General features: G+C 45.7%; 25 protein-coding genes. 15 read left to right on the forward strand and 10 right to left on the reverse strand.

The genetic code is table 11. The features are described 5' to 3' along the window. Position 1: 1 nt before the first annotated feature. From rpoD to MPB2EB_RS04730, 6 genes are all read right to left on the reverse strand, one after another. The gene (gene rpoD / locus MPB2EB_RS04705; protein ID WP_370576632.1) at positions 2 to 2,011 is read right to left on the reverse strand and encodes an RNA polymerase sigma factor RpoD; all 2,010 of its coding nucleotides are present in this window, start codon (positions 2,009 to 2,011) and stop codon (positions 2 to 4) included. Positions 2,012 to 2,216: 205 nt separating this feature from the next. After that, complete coding sequence (dnaG, locus tag MPB2EB_RS04710; RefSeq protein WP_185181222.1) at positions 2,217 to 4,088, reverse strand: DNA primase; 1,872 nt, start codon at positions 4,086 to 4,088, stop codon at positions 2,217 to 2,219. Positions 4,089 to 4,216: 128 nt separating this feature from the next. Then, the gene (locus MPB2EB_RS04715) at positions 4,217 to 4,678 is read right to left on the reverse strand and encodes a GatB/YqeY domain-containing protein (protein ID WP_185182663.1); all 462 of its coding nucleotides are present in this window, start codon (positions 4,676 to 4,678) and stop codon (positions 4,217 to 4,219) included. 64 nt (positions 4,679 to 4,742) lie between these two features. Then, positions 4,743 to 4,955: a 30S ribosomal protein S21 gene (gene rpsU, locus MPB2EB_RS04720; protein ID WP_026920659.1), complete on the reverse strand. Its 213-nt coding sequence runs from the start codon at positions 4,953 to 4,955 to the stop codon at positions 4,743 to 4,745. Between the two features lie 112 nt (positions 4,956 to 5,067). Next, positions 5,068 to 5,391: a hypothetical protein gene (locus MPB2EB_RS04725; protein WP_185181223.1), complete on the reverse strand. Its 324-nt coding sequence runs from the start codon at positions 5,389 to 5,391 to the stop codon at positions 5,068 to 5,070. Positions 5,392 to 5,408: 17 nt separating this feature from the next. Then, a complete protein-coding gene (locus MPB2EB_RS04730; protein ID WP_370576633.1) occupies positions 5,409 to 5,606 on the reverse strand; it encodes an Rpn family recombination-promoting nuclease/putative transposase in 198 nt (65 codons plus the stop codon). A gap of 134 nt (positions 5,607 to 5,740) precedes the next feature. On the opposite strand from MPB2EB_RS04730, the gene tsaD reads away from it, so the two are divergent. Next, positions 5,741 to 6,760 (forward strand): tRNA (adenosine(37)-N6)-threonylcarbamoyltransferase complex transferase subunit TsaD, encoded by a 1,020-nt coding sequence (tsaD, locus tag MPB2EB_RS04735; RefSeq protein ID WP_185181225.1) that lies wholly within the window; start codon positions 5,741 to 5,743, stop codon positions 6,758 to 6,760. Positions 6,761 to 6,777: 17 nt separating this feature from the next. Here tsaD and folE2 read toward each other — a convergent pair whose 3' ends face one another. The 4 genes from folE2 to MPB2EB_RS04755 all read right to left on the reverse strand — a co-directional run bounded on the left by folE2 (position 6,778) and on the right by MPB2EB_RS04755 (position 10,762). Beyond that, positions 6,778 to 7,623 (reverse strand): GTP cyclohydrolase FolE2, encoded by an 846-nt coding sequence (gene folE2 / locus MPB2EB_RS04740; RefSeq protein ID WP_185181226.1) that lies wholly within the window; start codon positions 7,621 to 7,623, stop codon positions 6,778 to 6,780. Between the two features lie 23 nt (positions 7,624 to 7,646). After that, positions 7,647 to 9,557: a 1-deoxy-D-xylulose-5-phosphate synthase gene (gene dxs / locus MPB2EB_RS04745; RefSeq protein WP_185181227.1), complete on the reverse strand. Its 1,911-nt coding sequence runs from the start codon at positions 9,555 to 9,557 to the stop codon at positions 7,647 to 7,649. A 71-nt stretch (positions 9,558 to 9,628) separates the two neighbouring features. Beyond that, complete coding sequence (locus MPB2EB_RS04750) at positions 9,629 to 10,513, reverse strand: polyprenyl synthetase family protein (protein ID WP_185181228.1); 885 nt, start codon at positions 10,511 to 10,513, stop codon at positions 9,629 to 9,631. Continuing rightward, positions 10,514 to 10,762 (reverse strand): exodeoxyribonuclease VII small subunit, encoded by a 249-nt coding sequence (locus MPB2EB_RS04755; RefSeq protein ID WP_185182664.1) that lies wholly within the window; start codon positions 10,760 to 10,762, stop codon positions 10,514 to 10,516. 157 nt (positions 10,763 to 10,919) lie between these two features. Here MPB2EB_RS04755 and MPB2EB_RS04760 point away from each other — a divergent pair, with 157 nt between their 5' ends. The 14 genes from MPB2EB_RS04760 (at position 10,920) to MPB2EB_RS04825 (ending at position 25,339) form a co-directional block, all read left to right on the forward strand. After that, the gene (locus MPB2EB_RS04760; protein WP_232534416.1) at positions 10,920 to 12,080 is read left to right on the forward strand and encodes an FAD-dependent oxidoreductase; all 1,161 of its coding nucleotides are present in this window, start codon (positions 10,920 to 10,922) and stop codon (positions 12,078 to 12,080) included. 3 nt (positions 12,081 to 12,083) lie between these two features. Further along, the gene (gene thiS / locus MPB2EB_RS04765) at positions 12,084 to 12,281 is read left to right on the forward strand and encodes a sulfur carrier protein ThiS (protein ID WP_185181229.1); all 198 of its coding nucleotides are present in this window, start codon (positions 12,084 to 12,086) and stop codon (positions 12,279 to 12,281) included. Between the two features lie 65 nt (positions 12,282 to 12,346). Further along, positions 12,347 to 13,162, forward strand: coding sequence for a thiazole synthase (locus tag MPB2EB_RS04770; RefSeq protein ID WP_185181230.1), 816 nt, complete (start codon positions 12,347 to 12,349; stop codon positions 13,160 to 13,162). 6 nt (positions 13,163 to 13,168) lie between these two features. Further along, a complete protein-coding gene (gene thiE, locus MPB2EB_RS04775; protein ID WP_185181231.1) occupies positions 13,169 to 14,290 on the forward strand; it encodes a thiamine phosphate synthase in 1,122 nt (373 codons plus the stop codon). A 382-nt stretch (positions 14,291 to 14,672) separates the two neighbouring features. Then, positions 14,673 to 15,863 (forward strand): AraC family transcriptional regulator, encoded by a 1,191-nt coding sequence (locus MPB2EB_RS04780; RefSeq protein WP_185181232.1) that lies wholly within the window; start codon positions 14,673 to 14,675, stop codon positions 15,861 to 15,863. A 372-nt stretch (positions 15,864 to 16,235) separates the two neighbouring features. Next, positions 16,236 to 17,144, forward strand: a complete 909-nt coding sequence (locus MPB2EB_RS04785) for an ABC transporter permease (protein WP_185181233.1) — start codon at positions 16,236 to 16,238, stop codon at positions 17,142 to 17,144. Continuing rightward, on the forward strand, positions 17,131 to 17,919 hold the full coding sequence (locus tag MPB2EB_RS04790; RefSeq protein ID WP_185181234.1) for an ABC transporter permease: 789 nt from the start codon (positions 17,131 to 17,133) through the stop codon (positions 17,917 to 17,919). Before MPB2EB_RS04785 ends, MPB2EB_RS04790 begins: the two co-directional genes overlap by 14 nt. 24 nt (positions 17,920 to 17,943) lie before the next feature. Then, positions 17,944 to 18,987, forward strand: coding sequence for an extracellular solute-binding protein (locus tag MPB2EB_RS04795; RefSeq protein WP_185181235.1), 1,044 nt, complete (start codon positions 17,944 to 17,946; stop codon positions 18,985 to 18,987). Between the two features lie 31 nt (positions 18,988 to 19,018). Continuing rightward, a complete protein-coding gene (locus MPB2EB_RS04800) occupies positions 19,019 to 19,690 on the forward strand; it encodes a transaldolase family protein (RefSeq protein WP_185181236.1) in 672 nt (223 codons plus the stop codon). A gap of 560 nt (positions 19,691 to 20,250) precedes the next feature. After that, positions 20,251 to 21,372 carry an ABC transporter ATP-binding protein gene (locus MPB2EB_RS04805; protein ID WP_185181237.1) on the forward strand — a complete coding sequence of 374 codons (1,122 nt, stop codon included), beginning with the start codon at positions 20,251 to 20,253 and terminating at the stop codon, positions 21,370 to 21,372. Next, positions 21,369 to 22,277, forward strand: a complete 909-nt coding sequence (locus MPB2EB_RS04810) for an ABC transporter permease (protein WP_185181238.1) — start codon at positions 21,369 to 21,371, stop codon at positions 22,275 to 22,277. The genes MPB2EB_RS04805 and MPB2EB_RS04810 overlap by 4 nt, the downstream gene beginning before the upstream one ends. Continuing rightward, on the forward strand, positions 22,274 to 23,062 hold the full coding sequence (locus MPB2EB_RS04815; protein ID WP_185181239.1) for an ABC transporter permease: 789 nt from the start codon (positions 22,274 to 22,276) through the stop codon (positions 23,060 to 23,062). The genes MPB2EB_RS04810 and MPB2EB_RS04815 overlap by 4 nt, the downstream gene beginning before the upstream one ends. Before the next feature lie 18 nt (positions 23,063 to 23,080). Continuing rightward, on the forward strand, positions 23,081 to 24,124 hold the full coding sequence (locus MPB2EB_RS04820) for an extracellular solute-binding protein (RefSeq protein WP_185181240.1): 1,044 nt from the start codon (positions 23,081 to 23,083) through the stop codon (positions 24,122 to 24,124). Between the two features lie 165 nt (positions 24,125 to 24,289). Further along, positions 24,290 to 25,339, forward strand: a complete 1,050-nt coding sequence (locus tag MPB2EB_RS04825; protein WP_185181241.1) for an extracellular solute-binding protein — start codon at positions 24,290 to 24,292, stop codon at positions 25,337 to 25,339. The last annotated feature ends 116 nt before the right edge of the window (positions 25,340 to 25,455 follow it).

Consider the following 25,455-nt stretch of genomic DNA (forward strand, 5'->3'; position numbering starts at 1 on the left):
TTTAGCCGCTCACCAAATATGGCCTTAGTTTCTCAGAACGGCTTGGGTGACGCGCTTTGCGCATACCTTTAGCTTCGATTTGGCGAATCCGCTCACGCGTTACGTCAAATTGCTTGCCGACTTCTTCAAGGGTGTAATCCGAACTCATATCAATCCCGAAACGCATCCGCAGCACTTTGGCTTCACGCGGCGTCAGAGTATCTAATAAATCCTTAACCGAGTCGCGTAGGCCGGAATACAAAGCCGCATTTTCTGGGGTGATGGTATTCGTGTCTTCAATGAAATCGCCCAGATGAGAATCGTCATCTTCACCAATGCGGGTTTCCATTGAGATAGGCTCTTTCGCAATTTTTAAGATTTTCCTGATTTTGTCTTCAGGCATCGCCATTTCTTTAGCTAAAATAGCCGGGTCAGGCTCGCGCCCAGTTTTTTGTAAAATTTGCCGCACAATCCGATTCAATTTGTTAATCGTTTCAATCATATGCACCGGAATCCGGATCGTGCGCGCTTGATCGGCAATCGAACGCGTAATGGCTTGGCGAATCCACCAAGTCGCATAAGTCGAAAATTTATAACCGCGACGGTATTCAAATTTATCTACCGCTTTCATCAAGCCGATATTGCCTTCTTGAATTAAATCAAGAAATTGCAAACCGCGATTGGTGTATTTCTTGGCAATCGAAATAACCAACCGTAAATTGGCTTCAGTCATCTCGCGTTTGGCCTGACGGGCGCTTAACTCCCCCCTTGCCATTTGCCGATTGGTTTCTTTAAGCTCTTTAAGAGGCAAGACGACACGCGCTTGCAAATCGATAAGCTTTTGTTGCAGTTCATGAACAGCGGGCAAATTACGCTCGAGCGTGGCGCTATACGAACGCCCTTTAGCGATAATATTTGGCGCCCATTCAAGATCCGTCTCATGCCCCGGAAAAACCGAAATAAACTCATCGCGTGGCATTCCGCACCGTTCCACCACAATCCGTAAAATTTGGCGCTCAACCACGCGCACTTCTTCTACTTGCGCGCGCAAGGTGCTGCATAAGCGCTCAACCGTGCGAGCCGTAAAGCGAATTGAAACGAGCTCAGCTTGCACCGCTTTTTGTGCTTTTAGATAAGCTTTTGATTGATACCCTTCTTTCTCAAAAGCACGCCGCATTTTGTCGAACCAATCGCCGATAACCACAAATTTTTCCAGCGACTTTTGTTTTAATTCAGCCAGCTGCGCAGCATTTGCCCGCTCAGCCGCCGCACCATCGTCGTCGTCCTCTTCGGCATCTGCTTCATCAGCTTCGCTAGCTTCAGTCTCAGTTGGATCAACCTCAGCTTCGACCAATTCATCCCCATCTGCAGCATCTTCATTGACCAAGCCATCCACCAGCTCATCGATCCGAATTTCATCGTTCGCCACGCGTTCGGCCATGGCGAGAATATCCGCAATCGTTGTCGGACATGCAGAGATGGCTTGGACCATGTGCTTCAAACCCTGCTCAATGCGTTTGGCGATTTCAATTTCACCTTCACGCGTAAGCAACTCAATCGTTCCCATTTCACGCATGTACATGCGAACTGGATCTGTCGTGCGGCCAAATTCAGAGTCGACACTGGATAAGGCCACTTCGGCCTCTTCTTCGGCCTCATCATCGCTGGCTACCGCTGGCGCGTTGTCACTTAGCAACAGAGTTTCTGCATCAGGGGCTTGCTCATAAACAGAAATACCCATATCGCCAAAAGTGCTGATAATATTATCTAGCGCTTCGGTTTCAACTAAATCGTCAGGTAAATGATCGTTAATTTCAGCGAAAGTCAGGAAGCCTCGTTCCTTGCCCAATTTGATCAGTGTGCGTAATTTCGCCCGCCGCTCTTCAAGCTCTTCAGTGGTGCCAGGCTGATGCGATGCAAAAGCATCTTTTAATAAAGCTTTCTCTCTGGCACGACGATCTCGAGCTTTTATTTTTTCACCTTTGCCAGAACCTTCTTCTTGCTGTGGCGCATCAGTTTCGACATCAGTAATCGGCCGGGCTTGCGCAGCCTCAGCCACGGTTTTGCTTGATTTAGCTTTACCGGCGACAGATTTCTTCCGCCCCCCGGTTACGTTACTGCCCGCTGTTTTTTCGCTTACCGTCTTTGCCATTACCATTCTACCTTTGCTTTTAAAAATAGCCAGCTAAAACCGACTATTTTAACATGTGAACTTATCTTAATTAAGACTTTATATCTTATCTACTCGCTAAACGCTGCTTGAGCTCTGCTGTTTGCTGTAACAATTTCGCAAATTCCACAGCTTCTTCAGTCGATAATTTCAATTGCTTGGCTAAATGTTCGCGGCGCTCACACAGCACGCTGTAACGTAACTTAATAATAGCCGCTCGCAATTCCACGCCAGCTAAGCGCTCTTGCTCTTGATAATGATCGCTATCCATATGCGACATATCCAACTTGCCATGCATCAAATCACGTACATTTTCATCATAGACAAGAATTTCTCTAAAAATCTCCTCAAAAGCTGGCGCATTGCGAGAATTTCTCAATAAATCCGAAAGCACGCTAAAATTTGCTGTGCTGCCTAGCGCTTGGGCGTGTGCTAACACCTCTGCAAAAAATATTTTATGGCGCGTAATATTCAGCAGTATGTGTCGCTCCTCTTCATCTAAAGTGTGCGCAATCCGTGGCCAGGCAATCAAATTACGTAGCGCACGTTGCTCGTTATCTGTCACGCGCCGCCGTTCGCCACGCACTGGCGCCGCGCGGCTGGCTTGAGGCGGTGCGTCTTTAAGCTGACATAAAGCCGTCACCTCAGCCAGCGGCAATTCAAGTTGCGTCGCTAACCGATGCAAGATTTGGGCGCGCAAAGCATTGGCCGGCAAACTTTGCAATAATGGTTTGGCATCAAATAAGGCTTGTGCGCGTCCTTCTGACTGTGCCAGAAGTTTGTTAGAAAGAATTTCATTCAATAAAAATTGCGACAACGGTAACGCACCTTCAATTTCGCGAGCTAATGCTGCGGCCCCGTATTCACGCAGGTAGCTATCTGGATCATGTTCCGCGGGTAAAAACAAAAAGCGGATAATCCGGTTATCTGTGGCATGGGGCAAAGATGCCTCAAGCGCGCGCCGCGCCGCGCGCCGGCCCGCAGCATCACCGTCAAAACTAAAGACGACTTGATCCGTTTGCCGCAGTAGCTTATGCACATGATTGGGCGTACAAGCCGTGCCAAGCGTAGCAACAACGTTAGGAAAACCAAGTTGTGCCAGCGCAACGACATCCATATAACCTTCCACGACCAGCACATAACCTTTATCGCGAATGGCCGCACGGGCCTCAAACAAGCCGTATAGCTCGCTCCCTTTATTAAATAAGGGCGTTTCCGGTGAATTCAAATACTTTGGCTCGCCATTTTCAATCACTCGCCCCCCAAAGCCAATCACCTGGCCCCGTGGATTCCGGATAGGAAACATAATACGATCGCGAAAACGATCATAACGGCGCGGCTGGCCTTGCACATCCGTTTTCTGACTATCAATCACCAAACCCGCCTGGCTCAGCTCAGGCGCTCGATACTCAGCAAATACTGCGTTTAAATTTTGCCAGTTAGCGGGAGCGTAACCGAGCCCAAAACGAGCTGCCACTTCGCCGCTTAAGCCACGCTTTTTCAAATAGTCAATGGCTTGCGCGGCACCGCGCAATTGTTTGCGATAGTAATCACAAGCTTGCCGCATGGTGTCTACCAAACTGTTTGCCGCATTGCGCAGGTTGGTGGCAACGCCATAAGAATTGGCATGAGCCCCATTAAATTGAGGCTCATGCGGGACCGTCAATCCAGCAGATTGGGCTAGCTCAGTCACCGCTTCTACAAACGCAAGCCCTGTATGCTCCATCAAAAAACCAATTGCACTGCCATGTGCACCACAGCCAAAACAATGGTAAAACTGCTTGGCTGGACTCACCGTAAAAGACGGGCTTTTTTCTGTATGAAATGGGCATAAGCCCATAAAATTCGCCCCCCCTTTCTTTAACTGCACATATTTACCCACCACTTCAACAATATCGATGCGGTTGAGTAAATCCTGCAAAAAAGTGTGGGGAATCATTATAGAACTGACTCCGATTGGATAAGATCGACTTTCTGGTTATCGGTAAGGGATTGATTAAGCGCTAATCGTGCACTTTGATAAGCACATGTAGGTCGTGTCGCCTAGAGAAATAAGCGCAGAACTTGTTAACGCGTAGATGCCGAAGCTGACAACGCCGCCTTAACTTGCATTGAGACTACAGTCATATCAGCTCGACCCGCCAAGCTGCTTTTCAGCAGCGCCATTACTTTACCCATAGCCTGAGGACCCGCAGCGCTGGTTTGCGTCAGGGCAGCTTGCACTTCGGCTGCGATCTCTTCATCCGTAAGCTGTTGCGGCAGATATACTTGCAAAATAGCAAGCTCAGCCTCTTCCTTAGCGACTAAATCGAATCGGCCAGCATTCTGGAATTGAACGATAGATTCTTTTCTTTGCTTAACCAACTTATCGATGATGCCAATAACTGCGGCATCATCTAGCTCGATACGCTCGTCAATTTCCCGTTGCTGAATAGCTGCCAGCAACAAACGCAACGCTCCTAGCCGACCTGCATCACGGGCTCGCATAGCAGCCTTGATGTCCTCGTTAATCCGATTTTTAAGAATCACGATTCGCTTTCCATCCACGGTTTATTTCATTTAGAAAAGCAGCAGACCGACAACGCCGAAAAGATTAATAGAGTTTTTTAGGCAACATCTGGCTGCGCAAACGCTTAAAATGGCGTTTGACTGCTGCGGCTTTTTTGCGTTTGCGCTTAGCCGTTGGCTTTTCGCGAAACTCGCGCGCGCGCAGCTCGGTTAAAAGCGCATTTTTTTCAATCGTGCGCTTAAAGCGCCGCATTGCTACTTCAAACGGTTCATTCTCTTTAACGCGAATAGTGGTCATGTGTTTAGCGTAGGTTTATAAATAGGGCCGTACAACAAAAACATCGATTATAGCATATTGAAAGTAAAACTCTTACATATCCTTCAGAGCGATTCTGGTAGGAGTAAAACGCTCAGTGTTGAGGCATGATTTTTATGATGTCCTCGTCAAAAAGACCCGTCACTTCCTTCACAAAGGAAGATTCTAATCCCTCGGCCAGCATTTTTTTAGCGATAGCGAGCGCTTTCTGGTACTCCCCTTCTTGTCGACCCTCTTGCCTACCTTCTTGCCGCAATTTTTCGTTAAAATTCATAATACTCTCCTGCTTTTCAGGTAATGCTGTGCTCAATATCTTAAAGAATTTTTCCGTTGCTTCAGTTTGCCCGGTTTGTTCGTTTGAATTTATATATTCTATGATAGCAACAAAGTACGGTTCTGTCGTATGAGATAGTGCCATATTTAAGATGCCTTGCTCTACCAGTGAACAAATGAAACCGATAAAATCACTCTTCCGATATTATCGGCAGTCGACTGATGTTCAAGCAGCAGTAAGAGCGGGATATAACCTGCTTTACCGTTAATTTGGCACGCATAGACCATATCGCTATGGACTTCACGCAGCTCAGCCGTGACATAGCTTTTATCGACTGCTTGCAAGGTATTGAGGTCAATCTAAACCCAAGCATGAGGTTTAGCGAACTTTCACGGGCATGCACCCAACAGCGTTCAATCCGTTATTTAACGCTACCCATTAGAAAACAAAAGATTCATTTTTCTCGTATATTTAGCTATCATTTGTCATTTTTATGCTCGTTTTTGGCATCGAAAGCTCTTGCGACGAAACCGGCCTCGCATTTTATGATACAGAGCGCGGCTTATTAGCTCATGCTGTACATTCGCAAATTGACATGCACCGCGCATATGGCGGAGTCGTGCCTGAATTGGCTTCGCGCGATCATATTCGGCGTATCTTGCCCTTACTCCAACAAATCTTGCAGCAAGCAGCGATTACACCTGCAGAGATTGATGCTATCGCTTTTACCCAAGGGCCAGGACTTGCCGGAGCATTACTGGTTGGCGCTAGCGTTGCCAATGGCCTTGGGCTGGCATGGGATAAGCCCGTACTCGGCATCCATCATTTGGAAGGGCATTTATTGTCGCCGTTACTCGCGAGCACGCCCCCGGAGTTTCCGTTTATTGCTTTATTAGTTTCGGGTGGTCATACCCAGTTAATGCGCGTGACAGATATTGGCAATTACGAAATGTTGGGCGAAACGCTCGATGATGCTGCGGGAGAGGCATTTGACAAGACAGCGAAACTGCTCGGGCTAGATTATCCGGGCGGCCCCGCCGTATCCCACTTAGCACTAAGTGGGACCCCAGGAGCGGTGATCCTACCGCGGCCAATGCTTCATTCAAAAGATCTCGACTTCAGCTTTAGCGGCCTTAAAACGGCTGTGCTCACTTATATAAAGCAATCTGACCAGCCACTTTATGAGTCGGCCAAAGCAGATCTGGCGCAGGGCTTTGTGGCTGCGATGGTTGATGTGCTGACGGCAAAATCCATCAAAGCGATTAAACAAACGGGCCTAACTCGGCTGGTCGTGGCGGGTGGCGTGGGCGCGAATCAACAACTCCGCGCCGCACTTAAAATCGCGGCGCAACAGCACGCATTTGAAGTTTATTACCCAGATTTGGCGCTATGTACAGATAATGGCGCTATGATTGCACTGGCTGGCGCGCTCAGGCTTGCGCGCTGGCCGGAGCAAGCGCGCAAGCAGTACGCCTTTACCGTACGACCACGCTGGGATTTAGCAACTATTTAGGAGCTCTTTGCTCCATTTTAAGTAGGTTTCGCACTTTGTCGTTTGTCATATTCAACCAACGCATAAGCGCTATGATTATGAATCGATTCAAAATTTTCAGCTTCTAGCACATAAGCGACAACCCGTTCATCTTGGTTGAGCTGACTGGCCACATCGCGCACCAAATCTTCAACAAATTTCGGATTGTCATACGCGCGCTCAGTCACAAATTTTTCATCTGGTCGCTTTAAAAGCCCCCATAATTCACAAGATGCAGACTCTTCAGCAATCCGTATCAGATCCTCAACCGGTAGTTGATCATCTTTCAATTCTGCTTTAATAATGAGGTGCGAACGCTGGTTATGCGCACCGTATAAAGAAATTTCTTTTGAACACGGGCATAAGCTCATCACCGGCACGAGCACTTTCATAAAAATCTGGCTACGCTCACCTTGCGCTTCGCCAATAAAGCTCACTTCATAATCAAGCAAGCTTTTAACGCCGGATATAGGCGCCGTCTTATTCATAAAATAAGGAAAAGTGGCTTCAATGCGCCCTGCTGGGCTTTCTAGTTTAGCCAACATTTTCATCAGCATCGCTTGAAAACCAGCAAGATCAAGCGCGATAGCCTCCCCCGTCATAGCATCTACAGTGCTGTCCCCCAGGAGCGCAATAAAACGCGACATATGCGTGCCTTTTTGGGTGCTTGGCAAATACACATCAAGATCAAAAAGGCCAATGGTTGGTTGGCTCGCACCGGTTGCGCTACGCACCGTAAGCGGATGACGCACAGCTTTGATGCCGACCCGTTGAATTGGGATTTGACGGGTGTCAATACTGCCTTGCACATCTGACATGACAGCAACAGAGTTTAATCCATTCATAAAACAATACTTTCCTGAGCTTTTTATATCATTAATTCTGACGCGCTGGTCGCGCCTAAGTGTTCTGTTGCATGCATCAAAAAACGCTGACGAATTGCTTGCGCAATACCGATGCTATCTAAACCACAATTTGCCAAAAGCCGCGCTGGGTCGCCTTGCGCAATAAAATTGTCAGGCAAACCTAATTGTAAAACCGGACATTGAATCCCTGCCGCGAGCAAGCTTTCAATACAGGCTGAACCCGCGCCCCCCATCACGCATCCCTCTTCAACCGTAACCAGTGCGTCATGCGTCTGAGCCAATTGATGCACCAGCGCTGCATCAAGCGGCTTAATAAAGCGCATATTGGCTACGCTAGCATTTAATGTCTCCGCCGCTGCCAAGCTTGGCGCTACCATTGAGCCAAAGGCAAGAATCGCAATCCGCTGACCTACTGGCTGGGTTGACATACGTCGCACCTCGCCTTTGCCCAGCGGCAATGCCTTCATTGGTTTTTGTATAGCAACCCCCGGTCCGGCGCCACGCGGATAACGCACTGCGGTAGGCCCCGACTGTTGCAAGGCGGTATACAGCATTTGCCGGCACTCGTTTTCATCTGAGGGCGCCATCACCGTCATATTTGGAATACAGCGTAAAAACGCAATATCATACGCCCCCGCATGAGTTGCGCCATCCGCCCCCACTAGACCCGCGCGGTCTATGGCAAACAATACCGGCAGATTTTGCAACGCAATATCATGAATCAATTGATCATAAGCGCGCTGCACAAAGGTGGAGTAAATGGCCACCACGGGTTTTAAACCTTCAACTGCCAAGCCACCTGCAAAAGTCACCGCATGTTGCTCAGCAATGCCAACATCATAATAGCGATTAGGAAAACGTTGCTCAAATTCGATCAAACCTGAACCTTCACGCATGGCAGGTGTAATGCCAATCACGCGCTCATCTTGTTCAGCGATATCGCACAGCCATTCGCCAAACACCTGAGTGTAGGTTTTGCGCACTGCCGGAACAGATTGAATGCCCTGAGCCGGGTTAAATTTGCCAGGGCCATGATAGAGCACTGGATCGGCTTCGGCAAGGCTGTAGCCCTGCCCTTTTTTAGTCACAACATGCAGAAATTGCGGCCCTTTGAGTTCTTTGAGGTTACACAGCGTTGGAATCAAAGACTTCAAATCGTGCCCATCAATTGGACCAATATAGTTGAAGCCAAACTCCTCAAAGAACGTAGCCGGCACCACGATGCCTTTCGCATGCCCTTCCATGCGGCGCAAAAATTTAAGTACGGGTGGCGCAATGCTTAAAATTTGTCCCACACCTTTCTTCGCCGCCGCATAAAAACGACCCGAGATAAGCCGTGCTAAATAGCGGTTTAACGCCCCTACTGGCGGCGAAATCGACATCTCATTATCGTTTAAAATTACAATTAATGGCAGATCGTCATAAATACCGGCATTGTTCATTGCTTCAAAGGCCATGCCAGCCGTCATTGCCCCATCACCAATCACCGCAATTGAAAAACGCTTTTCGCCTTTTAATTGGCTAGCGCGCGCCATCCCAAGCGCCGCTGAAATGGAGGTGCTTGAATGCGCTGTGCCAAACGCATCATATTCAGATTCATTGCGGCAGGGGAAACCCGAGAGACCGCCTAGTTGGCGTAATGTTGACATCGCCTCACGCCGGCCCGTCAGAATTTTATGAGGATAGGACTGATGCCCCACATCCCATACAATCCGATCATGAGGAGTATTAAAAACATAATGTAGCGCGATGGTGAGCTCGACCGTGCCCAGATTAGAGGACAAATGCCCCCCTGTGCGCGCTACGCTATTCAGCACAAAAGCGCGCAACTCATTAGCTAAACGCTCTAACTCGCTGCGTCTAAGTTTACGTAGCTGCGCTGGCTCATTAATCGTATTTAACAACTCACTCATTTAAATTTCACTTTTAATAGAAGCGATTTTCGCCTCCTCTAGCTAGGAGTGCTCTGGCTGAGACGAACGGCTTAGCATACTCGATCAATCACCAAATCCGCTAAATGAGCGAGCCAATGAGCTTGCTTTCCAAGCGGCACAAGCGCTACTTGGGCTTGGCGATGCAATTGCTTAACCAAGCGCTGCGATGCGTCAAGCCCAAGCACTGACACATAAGTTGGCTTGCCATTTTGGCTATCTTTGCCCGCTGTTTTGCCAAGCGTTGCTGAATTTTCACTCACATCAAGAATATCGTCTACCACTTGAAATGCAAGCCCAATAGCAGCCGCATATTCATCCAGCGCTTTTTTACAAGTATCCGCATTTTGACCGCATAAAGCGCCTATGCGCACCGCGGCACTTAGCAAGGCCCCTGTTTTCATCCGATGCATAGTCTCAAGCGCCGCCGGCGAAAGCTCGCCACCGACGCTTTGCAAATCAATCATTTGCCCACCCGCCATACCCTGCGAACCACTGGCTGCCGCTAACTCACGAACGAGTATGGCTTGCTGCGCGAACTCAAGCGGACTTTGAGTTAGAGTCATAAACGCCTGTGTCTGCAATGCATCTCCGACTAATAGTGCAGTCGCTTCACCATATTTTATATGTACCGCAGGTTTGCCATGCCGCAAGTCATCGTTGTCCATTGCAGGTAGGTCATCATGGACGAGCGAATAGGCATGGACCATTTCAAGTGCTGCCGCCGCAACGTCAAGAACGCTAGAGGGCGCTCCGGTGATAAGGCCCGCGGCATGACAGAGCAGCGGACGAATGCGCTTGCCATGTCCCAGCAATGCATACCGCATAGCCTGATGGAGCTGGCTAGGTGGCGCAGTAACGGCCGGCAGATAAGTCTCAAGCGCTTGCTCAGTGCGGGCGAGAATGGCCTGACGCCAGATTGCAAAATCCGTCCCCATTCATGCCCCTGAAGACAAGTGATTAGTTTCAAGGGGTTTAAGCATTTCACCGTCGAGCACGCGTACTTGCTGCTCTACTTTTTCAAGCTGCTGCCGACAATAGGTCACTAAGCTTACGCCGCGCCGATACGCAGTAATAGATGCCTCAAGGTTCAAACTACCCCCTTCCATTTGCCGAATGAGGGCCTCAAGCTCAGCCAGAGCGACCTCATAGCTATTAGGTAGCGCATCGACAGCGGGTTCCCCCATATCGTTTTCAGATTCAGGTTGAGCGGGCTGAACTTTAACCATGGGTTTTCAAGTTGGAGTAAATTCCATATTATATGCTGATTGTTTAAACTAAATTAGTTGCTAAATTGTATTTGGCACGCATCCTTTTCTATTTGACGCTCAAATTTTGAACCCCATGCCCCAAACTATGGCGCCGGCCACTCCTCGCCCCGTTACAACAGCGCCTGATATTGCACTTATCGGCGGTGGGCTGATGGGCCGCTTAATGGGTTGGCAACTCGTCCGTAGCGGTTACCGCGTGGCGCTTTATGAGCGTGGCGATGCAACGGGTAGTCAGGCCGCCGCCTGGGCCGCTGCCGGCATGTTAGCGCCGTTAGCAGAAGCCGCGCTCGCTGAAGTACGGATCGCCGAGCTGGGTATAGAATCACTGGCTCTTTGGCCCGCTATCTTGGCTCAGTTACCAGAACCCGTATTTTTTCAGCGCAATGGCACCTTGGTCGTCTGGCACACGGCAGATCGCGCGCAAGCCTTGCTCTTTGAACAAAGCATGCGCGCCCACCTTTCAGCCGACCTGCAACAAGCCGGTATAGTTAAACTGCAAGGGCCCGCGCTGCAAGCCGCAGAACCCGCGCTGGGCACACGTTTTTCGCAAGCCCTGCTGCTGCCACACGAAGGTCAACTTGATAATCGGCAGCTACTCGCCGCTTTAGCGACAGGACTGGCCCAGCATAAAGCTGAATTGCATTGGGGCGTGACCATTGACGATTTAGCACTGCCTACGGCTGGCCTGGTTATAGATTGCCGCGGACTAGGCGCCAAACCAAGCTGGCCGGCCTTACGCGGCGTGCGGGGTGAAGTCATTCGGGTCCAGGCGGCCAATCTTGGCCTGACCCGGCCCGTACGACTTTTACACCCGCGCTATCCTCTGTATATTGCCCCTAAAGAAAATGGCATATACGTTATTGGCGCGACTGAAATTGAAAGCGAAGATCAATCGGCAGTAAGTGTGCGCAGCGCACTTGAACTATTAAGCGCAGCTTTTTCAGTGCACCCAGCATTTGGCGAAGCGCGTATTCTTGAGCTCAATACGCAATGCCGCCCAACTCTACCGGATCACCAGCCAGCAATTGCCTGGGATGGCGCGCGTATACTGCGGATTAATGGCTTGTCTCGGCACGGCTATTTAATTGCACCGGCGCTCTGCCAACAAGCATTTGCCATGATTGAGCTACTTCTAGCCGGTAAAATGACCGATCCAGACGCATTTGATGCATGGCGTCAGCAAACCCGCTGGCCGGCCTTATTTCAGAACTCTCCTCTGCATCCTATAGGTTGACTTATGCAAGTTATAATTAATCAACACCCTTTCGAGCTTCTGCCAGGCGCGAGCCTAGCCAATGCCCTCGAAGCGTATGCGGCGCACGCCCCATTCGCAGCAGCGGTTAATGGGGTCTTTGTCGCGCAGCGAGATTACCCTCAGCACTTGCTCAAAGAAGGTGATTGTATTGATGTCGTACAGCCAGTTATGGGCGGCTAAGAATTAAACCGCCAACACCTTGCTCAGGTAAAAAATAGACACGTCTACTTTCTTTTGAGGATTAAATGAATTCAAGCGCCGCGGCCGACACTTTAACCCTCTATGGGCAAACCTTTAATAGCCGTGTATTTCTAGGCACGGCCCGTTATCCATCATTGCAAATCCTCAGGCATTCAATTGAGGCGGCGCAACCAGCGTTATTGACAGTTGCATTACGCCGCCAGATAAACCAGGCCGCGGCAGCGGATACCGGCTTTTTCACCACCCTTAAAAGCCACGCCATCCCTTTTTTACCCAATACAGCAGGCTGCCATACGGTACAAGAAGTTTTAGCGACGGCTCAAATGGCGCGCGAAGTATTCGGTACTGACTGGATCAAACTAGAATTAATTGGCGATGATTACACCTTACAGCCAGATGTAATAGGTTTAGTTGAAGCAGCAGCTCAACTCGTGCGGATCGGCTTTAAAGTCTTGCCTTACTGTACAGAGGATCTTGTGGTTGGACAACGCTTACTTGATGCGGGCTGCGAGGTACTCATGCCGTGGGGAGCCCCCATTGGTACCGGCAAGGGCATTGTTAATCCTTATGGTTTACGTTTATTGCGCGAGCGATTGCCTGATATACCCTTGATTGTAGATGCCGGCCTTGGCGTACCCTCCCATGCGTGTCAAGTCATGGAATGGGGGTTTGACGGGGTTCTATTAAATACTGCAATTTCTCAAGCCACCTACCCGGTACAAATGGCGCACGCCTTCGCCGCAGCAGTACGCGCAGGGCGCGTCGCTTATTTGGCTGGGCCCATGCCAGTACAAGAGAGTGCTCAAGCCAGCACCCCTGTAGTCGGAATGCCATTTTGGCACCAAACGCCAACCCCATAAATAAATATGAACAGGCCAATTTCTTTACCCACTTTAGCAGGCCAAACCACGTTTTGGCCGCCGGATAACGCATTACGCGCAACCGCAGACCGCATTCGCGCCCGTTTAGGCCAGTGGCCATCGCCTTCGATACCATGGCGTTTATGCAGTGCTATCCCCCAATCTATTGAGGCGCATGATTTAATCATTCTGTATAGCACCACAGACGCTGCGCAGGCAGAATCTAGCTATTTTGCCGCGGCTGCCGGCGTGCTCACTGTCGCGGACAAAACCATATCGCTACAATATGGCGACAAAGTATACTCATTAGCCGGTGCTCGATCAGACGCTTGGCTCGCTGCCTTTGCCGCGTTTCTTGAATGTCATTTTATGCCGCATGATGCGCTTGTTCTAGCCCATGCATGGCGCACGGATAATCTAGCGGCCAACGACGCCTGGCCAGTTGATTATGAGTATTTTCCGCGCGTAGTAGGGCTAGATCAACGTCCCAACACAGCTTTTGCGACCTGCCCTTGGCAGCTCGGACTCTATCCCGTTGTGCCAAACGCCGATTGGGTTGAACGCTTGCTTGAATTGGGCGTAAAAACCCTCCAATTACGCGTAAAAACCGAGCACTCAATGCTCCAAGCGGAAATCAAACGAGCCGTGCAAGCCGCTCGCTTGCATAATGCGCAGCTTTTTATCAACGACCACTGGCAACTTGCCATTGAGGCTGGCGCTTATGGCGTTCACCTAGGTCAAGAAGATCTATCCACAGCGCAATTACACACTATCGCCAACGCAGGATTACGCCTTGGACTCTCAACCCACGGCTACTATGAAATGCTAGTTGCGAACCACTTCCAACCAAGTTATATTGCACTCGGTGCAGTGTTTGCGACCACGACCAAGGTCATGCCAACTGCACCACAAGGATTAAGTCGACTGACGCGTTATGTGCAGTTGCTTAAAGAGAAAGTACCATTGGTTGCGATTGGTGGAATTGATCATGCTGTACTGGCTAATGTATTAGCAACAGGTGTGGGCAGTGCAGCAGTGGTGCGGGCGGTGACTGAGGCGGAGGATTTGCGGGAGGCGGTTGCGGGGTTGCAACAGGCGTTTGAGCAAAATGTTGGTTTAAGGGGGTAGAATCCGAATTCTATCAATTAGAAATTATTCACTAGAGATTAAATTATATTTGAAATGTATGCGAGCCATTTTGGGTTAAAAAAGTCAGGAAATATGGGAATTTTTAACAATTACAATAATGCTATCAAATATTCTAAAATATCTCGCCTGACCAGCCATTAATAAATAGTTATATTTCTTATCCCTAGAAAATGAGTGAGGAGGTCACAAGATAATATTTCATTCGCTATTCACCCAAATAGATTGCTAACGTTATTTGGCCTCTTCAAATTCAAATATGCTTATCACACCCTAATGAATAGGCGGCAAAACTTTACGCTGAGCCGTGGCGACCTTTTGGACACGTTACCAAGCTGCAGTTATTATCCCAAAGAGCGAGCTGGTGGCTTTTATCAATATCCTAGATGGATACGCGGCGCGCTTGACGAAGGCGGCTACCAAGTTAAATTTACACTTAAACTTTGATCAATATACTCTTTTAGAGATGATACACAAAAAAGTGCATACCCATATGACTTATGAAGCCATGTCCCCCGCTAATGCCCCGACTCCATTACAAACTATTGCCACTGCAGTGGCAATAGCAGGCAAGATGGGGGTTCCAGCACATATTGCACTGGCAAATAGCGGGGTGACTCTGGAGGATTTACAAACTCCGGAAAAGATGAGAATGGTCACACACGCGCATGAGCTTACTGTATTTAGCAATATATTTACTGCTTGTGGTGACACATCAATTGGTCTACGCATTGGGCAAGCACTAGACATCTATGCTTACGGCATTCTCGGAGCTGCGATGCTAACCGCGCCAACTTTAGGTGAAGCATTGCAATGCTTATTAGATTTTCCGCTATTGCAAGTTAGTTACTTTAAACAAAGTCTTAGAATAGACGGTACGATGGCGATAACGACTGCTAGCGGCTATCACTATCGTCCAGATTTGACAGTAATCAATACAGATATGTGCCTGGCCTCATGGTACATGCAAATAAGCGGTGTTTTAGGCAAGCCATTAGATGTTAAACGACTCTCTTTGGTGTATAAAGAGCGCCCTACACATGAACCCTTTTATTTTAAGGTATTTGGTTGCAATGCCGACTTCAACTCCCTAGAAAACGCAATGTATTTTCCGGCCGAACTGCTCGCAGCGCCATTGCCCCGTTCTAACCCCATCCAATATCATATGATGCGTGGATATTGTGAGCACATACACCGGGAATGGGCCGCCCAGCAGATTCATGATGTAACGACGCAAATATTATTGTTATTACGCTCTAGCCTGCATCGCTACGGTTCTTTAAATGCTGCCGCTCAGGCATTGTATATGTCGCCTAAAACGCTCAGTCGGCGCCTCAGAGATGTTAATAGCTCGTTTCAAAATCTGTTGGACCATGCTCGACACGATTTAGCTCTAGAATGCCTAGCGCATAGTACGCTGTCGGTGGGCGAAATTGCACAAGAACTCGGCTACGCTGAAACAACTTGCTTCAGGCGGGCATTCTTGCGTTGGACTGGCCAATCTCCAGTCTACTATAGAGAACTACTAAGAAAAGAAAAATCGCATAAATCCTAAAGATAGTAATAGAGTAGCTATATGAAAGCTTTGGAGTTTCCCCGCTCTCAATTAATAGTGATATATTACGATTGACGCGTCATGAAGACTAAGCCGACCTATTTTTTAGAGAGTTCTCTGGCGGAAACAGGGAGTTGTTTAACAAAATCCTTATAGGTGGATATTCACCATCTTGCCAACCCAATAAAAATATAGCGGCCATCTAAAGGATGATTATTTATTCGGAGACAGATATAGTTACCGCATAGACTATAAAAATAAATCATTAATATCAAGTACACGTGTAAAAATATAGCTATTACAGGCACCTCATTATCTATTGATGAAAATATGCACTTAGATCCTATCTCATGTTTTCTGGATATTTAAGAAATGAATATTTGGTCCTCATTAACGATTAACCGTCGACGACAAATATTACTGAGTCCGGCAATACTGTTTTTATTAGGCGGAATAGTATTTCCAATGCTAATAGTAGCAATTGTTTCTATATCAAGAACCGCTGATTATGGAGATATTTTATGGGGAAAACTCTCAGCAAATGCCTATATACAATTTCTATTTGAACAAGATTTAGATGAGAGAAAAATATTTAATTTAGATTATATATTTGTTTTCTTACGCTCGCTTAAACTTGCATTACTAACCACGTTTGGTTGTCTCATTTTGGGCTTTCCTACCGCCCTCTTTATAGCGTTACAGCCTGTACGCCGCCGCAATACATTGCTGATTCTAGTAAGTATTCCATTTTGGGCTAATTTATTGGTACGTCTCTATGCTTGGATTATTCTACTCCGAGATGGCGGAGGTATTGAGCAATTTCTACACTGGCTTCACCTCAAAAAAGATGAGCTAGGATTGATGTATACCAGCACAGCAACAGCAATTGGCCTGCTTTATGCCTTCATACCATTCATGATTTTGCCAATTTATGCTAGTTTAGAAAAAATAGATTGGCGTTTAGTAGATGCTGCCTGCGATTTGGGAGCAAATCGGTGGCAAGCGTTGCGGCGCATCATTACGCCACTGGCTTTACCAGGAATAATTTCAGGTTGCACGTTAGTTTTTGTGCCCACTTTAGGAGTATATGTCATTCCAGATATCTTAGGCGGCAGCAAATCCCTAATGATTGGTAATTTAATTCACTTACAATATACTAGTGCGCACAATTGGCCGTTTGGCGCAGCACTAAGTTTTGTTTTATTGGGATTGACGCTATTAGGTATGCTAATGTGCCGATTTTGCTCCAAAAGGACTGGAAAAATGTATGAATGCGTTTAAATTACATTCTTTCCCTGGAATTCGGCCTATCGCTGTTCTGATTTTTTCATTCTTGTATATCCCAATTATCGTACTCGTGTTATTGAGTTTCAATCAAGGAGAGCTAACAACAGTTTGGCAAGGACTTGGTTTGAATGGATATATAGAAATTTGGCAAGATCCTTACATTATCCAGGCCGCCAAAAATTCATTTATCGTAGCGTTAATCGCTACGTTAGTTGCAACACCATCAGCCACGCTTGCTGCGCTCGCCTTATGGCAGCGCCAATCCGATGACAGATCAATTATTGCAAGCTTGATTGGCCTGCCGCTGTTGATTCCTGGAATTGTGGTTGCGGTAGCAACACTTATGCTTTTTTCTTTTATTGGCTTAAAGTTAAGTCTATTCACCGTAATTATTGCGCACTCCACTTTCTGCATCCCATTCGCATATTTTCCAATTAAAACACGATTATCTAAAATTCACTTTAATTTAGTCGACGCGGCGACTGATCTTTATGCTAATTCTTGGCAAGCTTTCTGGCACATTACTTGGCCTCAATTATTGCCTGGCATAATAGCTGGAGCACTATTATCATTCATTACGTCAATGGATGACTTTATTATTACTTATTTCGTTTCAGGCCCTGGTTCAGCAACCCTTCCTGTTTATATTTTTGGAGCCATCAAGCGAGGTATCTCTCCCAAAATTAATGCAGTTTCAACACTCATTCTAGGAATATCGATACTGTTTGTCACAGTATCTTATTTTACTGGCCGACAAGCACAAAGATAGTATATTTTCGGAGATCCTTCAAAAATGAAAGAGCCAAAAAAAATTTTAATCTGTATCTTACTCTGCCTGTATAGTGTGGCAAATGCAAAAGGCACACTCCATTTTGCTAGTGCCCAAAATTATTATCCACCTGAGTTATTGCAAAAATTCGAGAAAGAAACAAAAATCAAAACAACATTTGACACTTATGATAGCGACACTACCTTGTCCACCAAACTTAAAGCAGGTGGTGCTATATATGATGTTGTAATTATTAATCAAGCTCATGTGCCGATTTTAGTTAAAAGCCGCTCCCTTAGAAAATTAGAGAAAGAAAAACTACCGAATATTCAAAATATCAAACCTGAATACCTCTCCCCGTTATTTGATCCAGCGCGGGAGTACACAATGCCTTATACTGTGATTTTAACTAGCTTCGCTTATGATTCTGCTCGAGTTCCTGGAGGCAAATTAGAGGATAGTTGGAAAGCCTACTTTAAACCAGGCGAAGCGCTACGAGGCAAGATCGCCAATTTGAATGAGCCTGATGAAATATATGTAGCGGCTTCTTGGTATCTTGATTTAGATGAGTGTTCCGAAGATGCAAAAGATGCAAAAGAAGTTCTGAATTTACTGCGTAATCAGAAACAATATGTAAAAACCTATAGCAATGAAGGTACAACTGCTCGTATGGTAAATCGAGAGATCATCATGCAACAAGTATGGAGTGGCGTTGCTGTAAGAATAAAACCTAAATTAGCCACAGTTGTATTTGCCTACCCCAAAGAAGGAGTCAGTCTCTCGTTGGATAGTTTTGTTGTGCCAGAAAAAGCCCAAAATACAGATGAGGCTCATCGATTTATTAATTGGATGCTACAGCCGGAGAACATAGCTCAAGTTTCGAACAAATACAAATATAATAATGCAATTATCGGCTCTGAAAGATTTATGGATCCCGAATTAATCAATAATCCAGCATTCACCCCCCCTAATGAATTTCGCAATCGGATTAGACCATATAAACTTTGCTCACCTAAAGCATTAGCCTTACGCAACAAAGTCTGGGCGAAATTAAAAATGAATAACTAAGAAGTATCTGATTTAACAAAGGATTTTTAATATGGAACTTTGGCTTGATACACTTAATCTAGATCTTATAAAAGAAGCTAGCCATTTAGGCATTTTAACGGGGGTCACGACAAATCCATCCATATTAAGCCAAACAGATGCTCTACCAGAAACAACAATCAAACGCCTTTTAGATATACAGCCAGGTTATGTTGCTGCTCAAGTTGTAGCTACTGAACTTGATGGAATAATGACGCAAGCCAGAAAATTAGCCAAATTAGATAAACGCGTGATTATCAAGATTCCGGCGCATAGCCATGGATTCAGGGCGATGGGATTGCTTAAAAAAGAAGATATCTCAACCCTGGCTACAACAATTTTTGAACCAAGACAAATATTATTTTCCGCAATTGCGGGAGCAAAATACGCTGCGCCTTATTATGGCAGAATAGAAAAAATTGAAGGGAATGCTGATTCTGTACTAATGGCCATGCAAGATATTGTCCATAAACAGAATTTCCCTCTGAAAATTCTAGCCGCTGCGATCTATTCACCCACTCAGCTCTTAAATTGTGCGCAAGCTGGAGTTGCGGCTGCAACAGTCTCTGAGAAAGTTTACAATATGTTATTTGAATCAAGCAAAGCAATAGATCAAGCGTTAGAAGAATTTGAAAATGCTTGGCAAGCAAACGCACAGTGTCAGAGTTCAAAATTGTTTTCTTGATCTCTCTTCTTTTTGACTGGTCGAGTAGCCCTGCGGGGTGACTGTCTCCAGTCACCCCGCCCCCAGTTTCCACAGATCGTGCAAACGCCGAGAGAAACTTTAATTCTCTGGTGTCGCCTGCTTGACCGTTTTATCCTAAAGGCGAGCGGGATTGTCCTCTGATTGTGCTAGAACGTGTGCATCGGTTGTGTTTTGTCCAACAATGATATGTCTTGGCAACGCTCAGTTCTACCAAGAATACCGACGGCAAGCGTGCATCAGAAATGCATCGCGCAGATTACAGGCTCAATCCCTCTAAATGAGAGGGCAGAGGGAAAATACAGACCTTTGGTACAAAAAATTGCGCTCAATTCTAGTTATAAAGAAAACCGATCACATTTTGTCCAAAATTACCGCCTAAATGTCTATTTATGATTCCCTTTCCTTAACCATCATTTGCTAGCATTTGTTCCAATCTTTTAAATGCCTAGTTTAGAGTGAGCGTATCGGTAGAAATTTTTACTAAGAATTTAATTTTCCTAATAAATATTTTGAATGTTTTGAATAATATGAGACAGGTAATGCAAATTAAATGGCCCCAGGCTTCAGAAGAAACCGCTTTAAAAGAAAAGGAGTCTACCTCGCGTGCCGCCGAGTCCCTTTGCCTTGCCATCAATGGCTTAAGTTTCTCATATTCCGAACAAACCGATGTTAAGGTACTCGATGATGTTTCATTAAAAATATACGAGAACGAATTTTTTACTCTACTCGGGCCTTCTGGTTGCGGCAAAACGACTTTACTACGTCTTATTGCTGGTTTCCAACAACAAACCGCTGGCGAAATTTTGCTCGGCAATCACTCTTTAACCAATAAACCCCCGTTCCAACGCCCAATCAATACAGTTTTTCAAAACTACGCTTTATTTCCACACATGACCGTCGCACAGAATGTAGCCTTCGGCCTAGAGATGAAAAAATTCTCTGCGGAAACAATTAAGACAACAGTAAGCCATATGTTGTCGTTGACACAACTGGAAAACGAAGCGCACCGCTATCCTCGAGAATTGTCCGGTGGACAACAACAACGAGTTGCACTAGCAAGAGCTCTAGCCTCGCGGCCAAAATTATTATTACTTGATGAACCACTCTCTGCGCTTGATTTAAAACTGCGGAAAGAAATGCAAAGAGAGCTTAAGCGCTTACAACATGAAACGGGGACTACTTTCTTGTTTGTCACTCATAATCAAGACGAAGCACTTTCCATGTCTGATCGTATCGGAGTGATGATAGATGGGCAAATCCAACAGATCGGGACCCCGGAGGAAATATATAACCGCCCTTTCAATCGCTGCGTCGCTGAATTTATTGGAGACATCAATTTTCTAGAGGGCGTTGCAGAACGAAATTCTATTATCCTTACTGGCGGACAATCACTGCCAATTCAATCAGATAACGATGGATTCATTACTCTCTCCTTTCGTCCTGAGCATGCAAAATTGAATCGACACTCCGGCCTGTTGTTTGGTCACCTCAAGGATATTACTTATTTTGGCACAAGTACGATCTACTATGTAGATTGCGAAGGGCAACCATTAGTTCAGGTTCGGTCGCAAAATAAAGCAGAAGAATACACACCATTTACGATCGGTGAAGGAATCTATGTGCAAATTCCCCAACATGCTTTCCGAGTACTGGCGTCATGATGAATTTTTGGGCTAATTTAAATCTACCTCGGCGGCGGCTCTTGCTGCTTAGCCCAGTCCTATTGCTGCTCTTAGGCGGCATGGTATTGCCGATGGTTATCATGGCCATCGCATCATTTTCAGGTGCTGCAGATTATGGCGGCGTATTGTGGGGGAAATTCTCGGCAGCCGCTTATGCCCAATTCTTATTTGAACAAAACTTTAGTGACCAATTGGTTTTCAATTCAGATTATCTGTTGATTTTTTTCCGTTCATTCCAGCTTTCACTACTCACCACCTTAGGCTGCTTACTTTTGGGTTTTCCCACGGCACTTTTCATCGCCTCACGGCCCGTTCAGTACCGCAATATATTATTAATTTTAGTAAGCATTCCATTTTGGACAAATCTTCTGGTACGCATTTACGCGTGGATCGCGCTGCTACGCGACGGCGGTATTATTGAACAATTGTTACGCCATCTCCGCATCATAAAAGCCCCTTCTCTTGGCTTAATGTATACCAATACAGCGACAGAGATCGGTTTGCTTTACGCCTTTTTGCCATTTATGGTGCTACCCATCTATGCGAGCTTAGCCAGGCTAGACTGGCGTTTAGTCGATGCAGCTCACGATTTGGGGGCAAATGGCTGGCAGGTATTACGCCGGATTATTATGCCGCTCGCTCTACCGGGAATTATTGCAGGTTGTACGCTGGTCTTTGTTCCTGCCTTAGGCATGTATATCATTCCTAACCTTTTAGGCGGAAGCAAATTTTTAATGATCGGCAACTTGGTTCACTTACAGTTTACTAATGCACACAATTGGCCCTTTGGCGCTGCCATTAGTTTTGTTTTGCTGGGATTAGCTATATTAGGAGTGCTAATGCGCAAAGTACATTCTATAAAAACTGGGGAGCATGCCTCGTGAACACACTTAAATCGCGCACCTTTCCTGGAGTTCAAGCAACTGCTATTTTTGCCTTTTTATTTTTATATACGCCAATCATCGTACTTGTATTTTTAAGTTTTAATCAAAGTGATCTAACCGCCATTTGGCAAGGTTTTAGCTTGAATGGATATGTAGAAATTTGGCAAGATCCTTACCTCCTCCGCGCCGCCCAAAATTCATTAATCGTAGCCTCAAGCGCTATGTTGGTTTCAACGTTAGCGGCAACGCTCGCGGCACTTGCACTACGGGGGCATGATTTTATCGGTAAATCAATCATAACTACATTAATTGGCTTACCGTTGCTTGCGCCAGGGATTGTGATTGCGGTGGCCGCTTTAATGTTTTTTTCTTTCACTGGCTTAGAGCCTAGTCTGATAACCGTCATTGTCACGCATATCGTTTTTTGCATCCCATTTGCTTATTTGCCGATTCAAGCGCGTTTATCCAGAGCAGACCCTCATTTGATAGACGCAGCGAAAGATCTTTATGCCAATCCTTGGCGAGTCTTTTGGCGCGTTACTTGGCCACAACTAATGCCTGGTGTGACAGCTGGGGCCTTACTTGCATTCATTACTTCAATGGATGATTTTATTATCACTTATTTTGTTGCTGGACCCGGCGCAACAACTTTACCCATTTACATTTTCGAGACTATTGGGCGCAGTATCTCACCCAAAATTAACGCTGTTTCAACCCTCATTTTGGGTATATCTGTACTATTTATTGCATTGGCTTATTTTATCGGGCGGCAAAAACAGAAGTAACGGTTCCCAGGGACTTTTATGAAGTTATTGAAATGTTCTATTGTTGGCATACTAATCTGTTTACATCACATTACAAATGCAGCAGGCAAACTACATTTTGCTTGCGCACAGAATTACTACCCGCCGGAGTTGTTACAAAGATTCCAGCAAAAAACAGGAATAGAAATAACGCTCAACCCTTATGACAGTGATGGTACTTTGGCTACTAAACTGAACGCGGGCCGACAAATATACGATGTTATCGTCGTCAATGAAGCTTATGTGCCAACATTAATTAAAAATGGATCTATTAGAAAATTAGACAAGAGAAAACTGACCAATTTAAAAAATATCCAGTCCGAATACCTTTCCCCATCATTTGATCCAAAGCGGAAGTACACGATGCCGTATACGGCGATCCTTACTAGCTTTGCCTATAATTCCGCCCGTATCCCAGATGGCAAGCTAGAGGATAGCTGGGGGGCTTTTTTCCATCCAGATAAAGTATTCTGGGGCAAAATTGCTAACCTGGATGAGCGAGATGATCTGTTTATCGCTGCCTCTTGGTATCTTGGCTTAGATGAATGTTCGGAAAATCCTAAAGATGCCGAAAAAGTACTACAACTATTACAAAAACAGAAACCATATGTTGTGACCTATAGCAATGACAGGACGACTGCTCGTATGGCAAACGAAGAAGTCTTCATGCAGCAAGTATGGAATGGTGTTGCTGTACGAGTAAGGTCTAAACTAGCAACGACTGTATTTGTTTATCCTAAAGAAGGGGTTATTCTCTCGCGGGATAATTTTGCAATACCTGATGCCGCTAAAAATGTGGATGAAGCTCATCGGTTTATTAATTGGATGCTATTACCTGAAAATAGTGCTGTTGTTTCTAATAAATACAAATACACGAATGCAATCATAGGAGCAGATAAATTTATAGACCCAGATTTGGCAAATGACCCTGCATTTAACGTTCCAGAAGAATTCCGAGACAGGGTTAAACCATTCAAAATTTGTTCGCCTAAAGCATTGGCTTTGCGTAATAAAGTTTGGATTAAGTTAAAGATGAAGAGATAGATTTTTATGAAATTAAATTCCAAAATCATATAGTGAAAATAGCGTCAACTCACTGCGTGACAAACAAAATATATACAACATGAAGAATATAGTCTATCTATACATTTTGAATTCTAAAGCAGTATTTATTGGCCCAAGTATAACTACTTTGCATTTGTATAAATCATGAAAGTGCTAAAAAATTGCTTCATTAGTGTCAAGTTATTATTTTGCTTACATGGAATAGCAACGGCGGGCACGCTCAGCATTGCTAGCTGGCCGGATTATTATCCTCCTGAATTACTAAAGAAATTTGAGCAGGATACAGGTATAAAAACAGTGCTAGATAACTATGAAAGTGATGCTATGTTAGCCATTAAACTAAAATCAGGAGGTCGGTATGACGTAGTCGTAACTTCTGACATTTATGTAACCATCCTCAAGCAAGATAATTTACTTATGAAATTGAATAAAGACAGATTGCCAAACTTCAAGAATATTAAATCTGAGTATCGCTCTCCGCCATTCGATCCTGCCCGCGATTATGCAATGCCTTACACCCTCGTTTTAACGGGCTTTATTTATGACTCAGCCCGTGTTCCTGCTGGGAAATTAGAAGATAGCTGGCGGTCTTTTTTCAATCCAGACAAAACATTACATGACAAAATTGCTAATCTGGATGAACGAGATGATTTGTATATGGCTGCTTCTTGGTACCTAGGACAAGATGAATGCTCCGAGAGTCTTGAAGACGCAAAACGCGTGCTAAACGTTTTGCAGAAACAAAATCCACATGTGTTGACCTACAGTAATAATGGGCCAATTGAAAGAATGGTGAATAAGGAAGTCATTGTCCAACAAATCTGGAATGGCGCTGCCGTACGAGTTAGGCCAAAGCTCGCTAGCGCTATCTTTGTTTATCCCAAAGAAGGTATCCGCCTCGCTATGGATAATTTTGTTGTACCCGCTAAAGCCAAAAACGTGGATGAAGCTTATCGGTTCATTGATTGGATGCTTAAGCCAGAAAACATTGCCCAAGTTTCCAATAAATATAAATATGACAATGCAATTATAGGCGCAGAAAAATACATGGACCCTGACTTAATCAATGATCCAGCATTTAGCATCCCTAAAGAGTTCCGTAACCGAATTAAGTTATTTAAGCTGTGCTCACCTAAAGCACTCGCTTTACGCAATAAAGTTTGGATGCAATTGAAAAAATCTGGAGGCAGTTAGAAAACTATTGATCATCGAAGTTGCCCTGACCAGATGCTTGGTGGCTATTGACCAGGGCAGCGCCAATCTCTCTTATTAAGGAAAGGATAAGCAAAATGTATCATAGCATAAATAAA

The sequence above is a fragment of the Mycoavidus sp. B2-EB genome (assembly GCF_014218255.1).
In the GTDB taxonomy this organism is placed as follows: domain Bacteria; phylum Pseudomonadota; class Gammaproteobacteria; order Burkholderiales; family Burkholderiaceae; genus Mycoavidus.

Bases quoted from the DNA above. Each gene is read 5' to 3' on its own strand.
- rpsU (WP_026920659.1), bottom strand. From the start codon at position 4,955: ATGACCACTATTCGCGTTAAAGAGAATGAACCGTTTGAAGTAGCAATG.
- MPB2EB_RS04805 (WP_185181237.1), top strand. From the start codon at position 20,251: ATGCAAATTAAATGGCCCCAGGCTTCAGAAGAAACCGCTTTAAAAGAA.
- thiS (WP_185181229.1), top strand. From the start codon at position 12,084: ATGCAAGTTATAATTAATCAACACCCTTTCGAGCTTCTGCCAGGCGCG.
- MPB2EB_RS04820 (WP_185181240.1), top strand. From the start codon at position 23,081: ATGAAGTTATTGAAATGTTCTATTGTTGGCATACTAATCTGTTTACAT.
- thiE (WP_185181231.1), top strand. From the start codon at position 13,169: ATGAACAGGCCAATTTCTTTACCCACTTTAGCAGGCCAAACCACGTTT.
- MPB2EB_RS04825 (WP_185181241.1), top strand. From the start codon at position 24,290: ATGAAAGTGCTAAAAAATTGCTTCATTAGTGTCAAGTTATTATTTTGC.
- folE2 (WP_185181226.1), bottom strand. From the start codon at position 7,623: ATGAATGGATTAAACTCTGTTGCTGTCATGTCAGATGTGCAAGGCAGT.
- dxs (WP_185181227.1), bottom strand. From the start codon at position 9,557: ATGAGTGAGTTGTTAAATACGATTAATGAGCCAGCGCAGCTACGTAAA.
- dnaG (WP_185181222.1), bottom strand. From the start codon at position 4,088: ATGATTCCCCACACTTTTTTGCAGGATTTACTCAACCGCATCGATATT.
- MPB2EB_RS04760 (WP_232534416.1), top strand. From the start codon at position 10,920: ATGCCCCAAACTATGGCGCCGGCCACTCCTCGCCCCGTTACAACAGCG.
- MPB2EB_RS04810 (WP_185181238.1), top strand. From the start codon at position 21,369: ATGATGAATTTTTGGGCTAATTTAAATCTACCTCGGCGGCGGCTCTTG.
- MPB2EB_RS04785 (WP_185181233.1), top strand. From the start codon at position 16,236: ATGAATATTTGGTCCTCATTAACGATTAACCGTCGACGACAAATATTA.
- MPB2EB_RS04725 (WP_185181223.1), bottom strand. From the start codon at position 5,391: ATGGCACTATCTCATACGACAGAACCGTACTTTGTTGCTATCATAGAA.
- MPB2EB_RS04770 (WP_185181230.1), top strand. From the start codon at position 12,347: ATGAATTCAAGCGCCGCGGCCGACACTTTAACCCTCTATGGGCAAACC.
- MPB2EB_RS04755 (WP_185182664.1), bottom strand. From the start codon at position 10,762: ATGGGGGAACCCGCTGTCGATGCGCTACCTAATAGCTATGAGGTCGCT.
- tsaD (WP_185181225.1), top strand. From the start codon at position 5,741: ATGCTCGTTTTTGGCATCGAAAGCTCTTGCGACGAAACCGGCCTCGCA.
- MPB2EB_RS04800 (WP_185181236.1), top strand. From the start codon at position 19,019: ATGGAACTTTGGCTTGATACACTTAATCTAGATCTTATAAAAGAAGCT.
- MPB2EB_RS04790 (WP_185181234.1), top strand. From the start codon at position 17,131: ATGAATGCGTTTAAATTACATTCTTTCCCTGGAATTCGGCCTATCGCT.
- MPB2EB_RS04795 (WP_185181235.1), top strand. From the start codon at position 17,944: ATGAAAGAGCCAAAAAAAATTTTAATCTGTATCTTACTCTGCCTGTAT.
- MPB2EB_RS04750 (WP_185181228.1), bottom strand. From the start codon at position 10,513: ATGGGGACGGATTTTGCAATCTGGCGTCAGGCCATTCTCGCCCGCACT.